5 protein-coding genes and 1 pseudogene are annotated in these 8,435 nt (G+C 63.4%); 4 read left to right on the top strand and 2 right to left on the bottom strand.

What is annotated here, in order from left to right:
• Positions 1–198: 198 nt before the first annotated feature.
• Positions 199–1,230, top strand: coding sequence for a zinc-binding dehydrogenase (locus ELR45_RS05865; protein WP_205856109.1), 1,032 nt, complete (start codon positions 199–201; stop codon positions 1,228–1,230).
• Here ELR45_RS05865 and ELR45_RS05870 read toward each other — a convergent pair.
• Positions 1,214–2,047: an aldo/keto reductase gene (locus ELR45_RS05870; RefSeq protein WP_129664168.1), complete on the bottom strand. Its 834-nt coding sequence runs from the start codon at positions 2,045–2,047 to the stop codon at positions 1,214–1,216. The two genes, ELR45_RS05865 and ELR45_RS05870, sit on opposite strands and share 17 nt — an antisense overlap.
• 1,127 nt (positions 2,048–3,174) lie before the next feature.
• Positions 3,175–4,080 (bottom strand): carbon-nitrogen hydrolase family protein, encoded by a 906-nt coding sequence (locus ELR45_RS05875; protein ID WP_129664170.1) that lies wholly within the window; start codon positions 4,078–4,080, stop codon positions 3,175–3,177.
• 179 nt (positions 4,081–4,259) lie between these two features.
• On the opposite strand from ELR45_RS05875, the pseudogene ELR45_RS05880 reads away from it, so the two are divergent.
• The 3 genes and pseudogenes from ELR45_RS05880 to ELR45_RS05890 form a co-directional block, all read left to right on the top strand.
• Positions 4,260–4,528, top strand: a pseudogene (locus tag ELR45_RS05880) (transposase); the annotation flags it as partial.
• 332 nt (positions 4,529–4,860) lie between these two features.
• A complete protein-coding gene (locus tag ELR45_RS05885) occupies positions 4,861–5,370 on the top strand; it encodes a TIR domain-containing protein (protein ID WP_129664172.1) in 510 nt (169 codons plus the stop codon).
• Positions 5,367–8,435: NACHT domain-containing protein (locus ELR45_RS05890; RefSeq protein ID WP_129664174.1), on the top strand; the 3,069-nt coding region annotated here is incomplete at its 3' end. The genes ELR45_RS05885 and ELR45_RS05890, both read left to right, overlap by 4 nt.

Here is an 8,435-nt window from a genome sequence, read left to right on the forward strand (position 1 = left end):
TTGGATCGCCCACCGAGCCGTCCTCGGGGGACCCAGGTGAAATCGTCCGGGTCAGGGCCGGTCCGCTCATCGCGGTTCAGCCATGCGACCGAGGCGACATCGTCGTCACCCGGCACAGTCCAGCGCGGTTATGGTTTAGTCGGATAGCCCGTCCCCGTCGTCCATTCCCGTCCGCGCCGATCACGCCTGGGAGAAAAGATGATGCGCGCCGCTGTCGTCCCCCGCTACTCCATCATGGAGGTCGCCGACTTCCCCGTCCCGACCATCAAGCGAGAGGGCGATCTTCTGGTCCGGATGCACCGGGCGTCGATCTGCGGGTCGGACGTCCACACGCTCTTCGACGGCCTACTCAACCCGGACCGGCTCGGCCGCCCGGGATATCCGGGACATGAGGGCGTCGGCGAAGTGGTCGACTCGCGCTCGCCGGAGTTTCCGATCGGAACGAGGCTGCTCACGGTCCCGACCGGGGCCATCGGCGGTTGCTTCGCCGAGTACCAGTTGATCAGCCAGACGCGCGTGGTCCCCCTTCCCACGGACGGCGACATGGAGCGCCTGCTGATGGCTCAGCAGTACGGCACGACCCTGTACGCGATGCGCACGTTCTGGCCGGGCGATGGCAGCACGGGCATCTCGACCGGGACCGCCGCCGTCATCGGAGCCGGATCGGCCGGGCTGTTCTTCCTGCAGCAGCTCAAGCAACTCGGGTTCGACAACGTCGTCGTCTCCGACCTCAACGCGCAGCGGCTCGAGGTCGCACGTCTGCAAGGCGCCGATGTCGTCCTGGACGCGGAGACCGGCTCGCTCCCCGAAGCGACCCTCGATCTGACCGACGGTCAGGGAGCCGACCTGGTCATCGAGGCCGCCGGTTACGACTCGTGCCGGGCCGACGCCATCACGGCCGTGCGCCCCTTCGGCACCGTCGGGTACTTCGGCCTGCCCGAGCGGTTCGGGACGGCCGAGTTCCCGATGTATGAGGCCTTCCGCAAGGCGGTCCGCATCCAGTGGGCCGGAAAGACGCAGGAAGAGCCTGGGCTCACGTCCTTTCGGGACGCGATCCGGCACATCCAGGAGGGCCGGATCGACGTCGAGTACTGCCTCGGTTCCGTGTTCGGGATCGAAGAGCTTCCCCAGGCGATGGAGATCGCCAGGGAGCACGGCAACGGCGCCGTGAAGCTCTCCATCGACCTCGCCGACGCCCACGTCCAGAAGGAGCTCAGGGCACCCAGTTGAACTCGTCCGGATCAGGGCCGGTCCGCTCGTCACGGTTCAGCCCTGCGATGGTGGCGACGTCGTCGTCGCCGAGCTCGAAGTCGAAGACATCGAAGTTCGCCTCCATCCGGCTGCGGTTCGCCGACTTCGGGAAGACGATGTCACCGCGCTGAATGTGCCAACGCAGCGTGACCTGTGCAGGTGTCTTGCCGTGCTGTTCAGCGATCCGCACCAGGGTTGGGTCGCCGGCGACCGCGCCCTTGGCGAGAGGAGACCATGCCTCGGTGGCGATGCCGTGCCGGCTTCCGAACTCGCGTACGTCGTCCTGGGTCAGGTACGGATGGACTTCGATCTGGTTGACCGCGGGAACGGTCTCCGTCTCGTCGAGCAGCCGCTGCAGGTGATGCGGCTGGAAGTTCGACACACCGATCGCCCGGCAACGGCCGGAGCGGGAGATCTCCTCCATGGCCTTCCACGTCTCGACGAAGTCGCCGACCTTGGGCAGCGGCCAGTGGATCAAAAATAGGTCGAGGTAGTCGAGCCCGAGGTCGGCCATGGTCCGGTCGAATGCCTTGATCGCGTCGTCGTAGGCGTGGAAGCTGTTGTTCAGCTTGCTGGTCACGAAGATCTCATCACGGGATATGCCGGACGTGCGGACCGCCTCACCCACCCCTTTCTCGTTCCCGTACATCTCGGCGGTGTCGATGTGCCGGTACCCCACGTCCAGGGCGGTCAGGGTCGTCTCCTTGGTCTTCTCCGGCTCGACCTTGAAGACCCCGAATCCCAGCTGTGGGATCTCGACACCGTTGTTGAGGGTAATGGTGGGTACTGCCGTCATCTCGTGTCGTCCTCTTCAGCGCTCGTTCGGTCACGTCCGGCTACTGCGCGCGACGGCGCGGGCCTCGTCGCGCAGCCCTCTCATCCGTCAACCCTAGGCGTCGGGTCGTGAATCGGTCCATCGCTGCAGCGGGACCCGTGACGTCATCCGATCAGCCGTCCAACTCCAGGTTGGAAGGCCAGCGCATGACATTGGCAACAATCCCAGTGATCCCGCATTCTCGTCGCTTGGCGTCCTCGCTGGCCCGTTCGGCATTCCCGATCGCCGCGTCTACTTCGGACAAGAGCTCGTCGGATGTAGTGGGACCAAAGCTCGACAAAGACCAACGCCAGTCGGCTACGACGTTGCTGTCGACGTTTCCGTGCCTCTCAAACGCATCAGCGGCAGGTCCGCTGGCGCTTCCAACGGGTTCGCGGATCTGTTGCCATGTGACGGTAGTTTGCCAAGCACCTGGGGGGGGACTACCCGCTGGACTTTGAGCAAGGCCAAGTATGCATCACGGAATGTCCTCAGGTCCTCAGCGTCACGCTCGTACCGTTCGCTCGGCTTCACGGATGCGAGGATAGTGCGTCAAGGTTCTGAAGGGCATCGAAGCAGGCAAGGAGTTCAACAAATCCTGGTCTTGTCCGCTATCCACACGGCCTGGCGCCATACGACACCGGGCAACGCCCCGAACACTTCGGAAACGCAACTATGGTCAAGATCGCGTGCTCCCGATCTGCGCCCACGTCGCACGAACGGCCCGCCGACTGTGAATATCGACAGGCCGCCTAGCTGTAAAACATGGGCGGGCGATACTGGAATCGAACCAATGACCTCTTCGGTGTGAACCATGGACGAAACCTCTTTCTACCTGCGGAAACGACACATCCGCAGGTAGAACGGGTCCGTTCGAAGCCGTTGACCGCCGTTCCAGGCCGTTCAACGCACGGATCTGCTCCCAAGTTGCTCCCAATCCATGCTCCCCACTCCCTCATACCCGCCTCCGCACTCCCTCCAGATTCGTGCTCGACAGAGGCATCTGTTCGGACACCGACGCCACGTCGACGTCCTTCCAGCCCTCGGCGCCAGCGTTGCAGTTGTGTCGAGGTTGCTGCATCGGCGGCCAGGTCCGTCCGCGACGGATGTCATGGGGGCGTGGCGACTCCCGGCTTCGAAGACTCCTGCAATGCCGTGATCTCATCCGGCGTGGGGCAATACCCGTTCCGGATGCAGACCCGCCAGGGCCGGTAGCCACGGTCATAGCCGGCGCGCATCGCGGGATCTTCGGGGTCGAGGTCGGCGAACAGCACCTGAGGCGTCCCGTCTGGGCGTCCCCGGACCAGCCATCGATCATCGGGCGAAGCTACGCAGGATACGGCTGCTCCCGACGCGACGCCGGGTGCCGCGAATGCGATCCACATCCCGGTCAGCAACGCGTGCGCCATGGATCGGCTATCCCCGAGCGGCTCGGCGGGCCTGTCGTCGTAGCTGGCCAATAGCACGCAATCTGTCCCGAGTGCCTCGTACTCGATGAACACCTCTGGCATGTTGGCCTCGATGCACGAGGCGCAGCCGAAGCGGAACCCATCGACTTCGAAAACCGTCGGATGATCACCCGCTGCATACATGAACGTTGACTCGGTAGGTGATAGATACCGCTTGTCGTAGCGGCCGACCAGGTGCCCGGTCTCACTGATCACGTACAGGCTGTTGAAGGGTCGCTCGCGTTCCGCCACCAGGTGGACCGAGCCGACCACCGCCCACAGACCCACGTCACCGGCGTGCTTGACTGTCGCGGCGAGTTCCTCCTCCAGCACCGCCCAATCGGCCCGTGACCAGTCCGACTCCGCCACCCGGTCCGGATCATGCGACATCAACCGCTTATGCGGGTATGCCGACAGCGCCCCCTCGGTGAACAGGATCAACCGAGCTCCACCGTCGGCCGCGCTGGCCATCAGATCTCGAACTTGTCGTCCCTGTTCACGAATCGACACCCCGTCCGGGGTCTGCGTCCCAACACCTTGCGCCACCGCGATCCGAATCGCTGCCATGTCGCGTGATCATCGCACCCACCGCTGACAGCATTGGCCATGACTCCTCGGACATATTTCCAGTAGTGCCCCATAGAGTGGTGTAGCGCTGGTGGCCAGCCTCGTCGCGGACGTGGGCGCGGTCACCGTGTGATCCTTCGAGTCAACCTTCCACAGAATCCTCGAACGGAGTCATCACGATGACCGCACCTCATATTGTCGACCCTGCAGGCCTGCTCGCGGAAGCCCTGTCCGAGGCGTCGCCGGATCTGATGCGCAGCCTGCTGCAGACCATGATCAACGCGTTGCTGTCCGCGGACGCCGACACGGTCGTTGGCGCGGAATGGGGCAAGCCCAACCCTGACTGGACGGCGCAGCGCAACGGCTACCGGCACCGCGAGCTGGACACCCGCGTCGGCACCGTCGACGTCGCGATCCCAAGCTGCGCTCGGGCACCTACTTCCCGCAAATGGCTACACCACTACCAGGGACTTGACCCATACGCGCCAGGCCAAACGGCAGGGCCGGCAGTTCATGTGCGCTCGAAGGATGTGACTGGCGCGCATGGCTCAGGCGTATCCGTCGCCGGCTCAACGGTTTACGTAGTGCCCTGTGCGGCAGTTTCTGGTCCGGGGCGATGAAACGCATCCGGTGATCTGGCCTCGAGCTCGGAGCTGAGCCCGTTAGTGCTGCGGTTCGCCTGCGTCGCGGTCGACGGGCGCTGTCGGAACGTTGACAATTAGCGCTTTGCTGGCATAGTTGAATCTATCCGGGGTTTGATCCGGGGCTATCCGGGATAGGATGGGCATGGTCGCAGGCGTTGCGGTGACTCGGGCCAAGGTGTTTCTTAGCTGGTGTCACGCGGACAAACACTTGAAGGATGCTCTCTTGGCGCCTCTTCGTCCTGCTCTTGGCTGGTTCGTTGATCTCCAGATCGAGTGGTGGGAAGACAGCCATCTCAGCTGTGGTGAGGACCTGCAAGCGGCAATTGTCGGCCAGCTTGACGAGGCTGACTACGGCGTGTTGTTGCTGAGCACAAGCTATTTCAGTCGGCCGTTCATTAGGAAGCACGAACTTCCCCGGTTCGCTGGTCTCCACGCCGACAAGGGTTCCTTGCCGGTAGCGCTTAGCCCTCTGATGGGCTATGACGGCACATGGAACATGCACGGGGTGGAACGTCAGACCGTGTTCACACTTGACGGGAGGACCTTCGAGGAGCTTGCCGGGGTCGAGCGCAAGAAGTTCGCCAACGAGCTCGCTTCGTCGATCAGGCGCCGTCTGCTAGGGCTCAACGGTTATCGCCCACTATGACTGATCATCTCCCGCGTAGCCTCGTCGACGCCCACGTGCGGCGCCTGCGTGACACGACGTTGCTGACGGCTCTTCAGCAGGTTCGGTTGGAGGCGATCGTCGGTGTGCTGCGAGACGATGGCCTGTTTTTGCTTCGCGATGCTCTAGTTGCTGCTGAGTTCCCGGAAGGTGACGCGCGTGGGCAGGATGCGTTTCAGGACTTCCGCAAGAGGGTGAACCAGGCGGCGGTCGACGGCGGCGTCGATCTTCGGTTGGAGCTCGACTCGCGTAAAGTCTCCCCGGATCAGCGGTATGGCTGGTTCGACGGTGCCGATCTGGCTGATCAGGAGATCGCTTCGTTCGCCGGCGCGACGGCGGGTCGTACGGACGTGGTCCATGCCGTAGATCAGGAGGTTGCCGAGCTGAGAGATTCTCGGCGCACACGTGTCTACGTCAGCTTCCACGAACCAGTCGAGACGCGTGAATCGCGGAAAATGAGTGACCTTCTGGCGCAGCTGCGGGAATCTCTGGCGCTTCTCCCAGGCAATTGGGAGGTCGCGGACTGCACGTCCGTGGGGCTGGGCGAGGATCCCGACGCCACCCGTGCTCGGCTGTGGGAGCAGGCCGACGTCCGTGTAGTGCTGGTGTCACCGGCATATCTGGCTAAAGACAGCACCGAACGAAGCCGAGTGCTTGACACGCCCGGTCCCGTCATTGGTTTCGCGTTCAGAGGGCTGCCGGACGGCCATCTGAGCCTCGGTCAGTTGCGTCTACATGACATCAGGCATCGCCAGCAGCCGTGGGATGAACTCAGGAACAGCCAACAGCGGCGGCGTTACGTTCAGGACCTCGTCGACGAAATCCGCCGCAGCGTCGTCGAACCATCAACCTCAGTCAAGCTCAGCGAGATTCGTGACACGGACCCACATTTGAAGCAGTGGTCGGCCGCCCTCGCCCACCGCAGGCGCGATACAGACAGCGAGCACCTGATAGAGGCCGACCTTGCAGAGGCAAGCCTGAGAGAGTCACACCTCGACGGCCCTGCCACATCGCGGGCGAAACCTCTATCCGCAGTGAGCCGGTTGATCGAGTGGGCGTGCGACCAAAGAGACGATGCGCCCCGGCTGTGCGCACTGCTCGGCGACGTCGGAATGGGCAAGACAACCACGGTCAAGCTATTCACACGACGATTGCTCGGCGAACGCGACGCGGATGCCGCCCTGCCGTTACCGATTCTCTTCGACCTCAGAGATGTCGACATCAGTGGTCTAGCAGGGAACATGTCGCTCGACTACATCCTGACGACGATGCTGAACGCGAATCGCCCACACGACGTCGCCGCCGAGCACCTGACCCCCAGGACCATCCTCGGGCGAATCAACCAGGGCAACACCGTTGTCATCTTCGATGGCCTTGACGAGGCACTTGTCCATCTCACACCGCACGAGAGGCAGCTGTTCACCAGACAGCTGTGGCGGGTGATGGACCAAGACTCGACCAGCAAACTCCTGCTGACATGCCGCACCCAGTACTTCCGCACCATCCGTGACGAGACGACCTACTTCACCGCAGAAGGCCGCGAGAAACTGCGCAGCGCGAGCTACCTAGCCTTAACGATGCTCCCGTTCCGCCCAGAGCAAATTCGCGAATACCTGCGAACAAACCTCGAACGAGACGACGCACAGGTCAACGGTTTCCTCGACACGATCGCCGCAGTCCACAACCTGCCAGACCTGGCACAGCGTCCGCTGACGCTGCGGTTCATCGCCGACCAAGTCGAGTTCATCGAGCGAGCCAAACTGGACGGCCGCACAGTGCACGCGGTGGACCTCTACCGTGAATTCGTCGATCGGTGGCTTTCACGCGACAGCGGAAAGCACAGCCTCCTGCCCGAGCACAAACAGCTGTTGATGGAGGAGATAGCGGCAGAACTATGGCGCTCGCAGAAGAACTCCTGGGGCCCGACCGAGACGGAGGACTGGCTCCTGGAACTCCTCGACCAACGGCCCGACATCCAACGCCACTATCCACAGCGAGTACCCGACCTGTGGAAAGCAGACTTCCGCACAGCCACCTTCCTGTCCCGCACCAGCGACACATACTCCTTCGCCCACCGGTCCCTCGGCGAGTACTTACTCAGCCAGTACCTATGCCGAACCCTCACAGACACCGAAGCCGACCGCGAGCGGCAGCTGGCGAAATTGTCCATGCCAGTGCCAAGCCCAGAAACTCTAGACTTCCTCGGACAGTCCATCTCCGGCCTCCCCGACACCGAGAGATCCCGAGCGCTTGCGACCTTAGGACAGATCCGGAACCGATACGTCCTACACGCCTCCGAACTCGCCTTCGCCTACGCGCTACACGCGGCCAAGCAAGACCATCCGCACCAGCCGCTCGCCGGCGTCCAACTACCCGGAGCACAGCTCGACGGCTGGACGATCGAAGCAGGGCAAAGGAAATCCGATACGGCCTTGTTGCCATTGCGCGAGGTCAACCTGGCCGGTGCATCGCTCAGAAGTGCAACACTGCGACAAGTCGACCTCACAGGCGCCATCCTTACTGACGCTGATCTGACTAATGCGGAATTCCACAACTCCAGACTCAGTTCAGCACGATTCGCGCGCGCCCGCGCCATAGGCACCGTCATGCGTAAATGCCAGGTATACGGCGCCAACCTGCACGAGGCTGTCGCATACCGAGCGCAGGCCCTTGCCTGCGAGCCGGCCTACGCAGAGGCGCCCGGCTGGATCGTCGCCCCGACGCCAGCAGCGCCCGACAAATCCGAAACCAATCTGTGTCAGCTCACCGGCCACACCGGCTGGGGCCGCGCGGTGGCGTACTCGCCAGACGGCACCCACCTCGCCACCGCCGGAGACGACCACACCGTGTGGCTGTGGGACACCGCCACCGGCGAACAGCTGCACCAACTCACATGCCACACCGACTGGGTCGAGGCGGTGGCATACTCGCCAGACGGCACCCACCTCGCCACCGCCGGGGACGACCACACCGTGCGGGTATGGGACACCGCCACCGGCGAACAGCGACATCAACTCACCGCCCACACCGACAGGGTCCAGGCGGTG

The sequence above is a fragment of the Phytoactinopolyspora endophytica genome (genome assembly GCF_004138495.1).
GTDB classification, from domain to species: domain Bacteria; phylum Actinomycetota; class Actinomycetes; order Jiangellales; family Jiangellaceae; genus Phytoactinopolyspora; species Phytoactinopolyspora endophytica.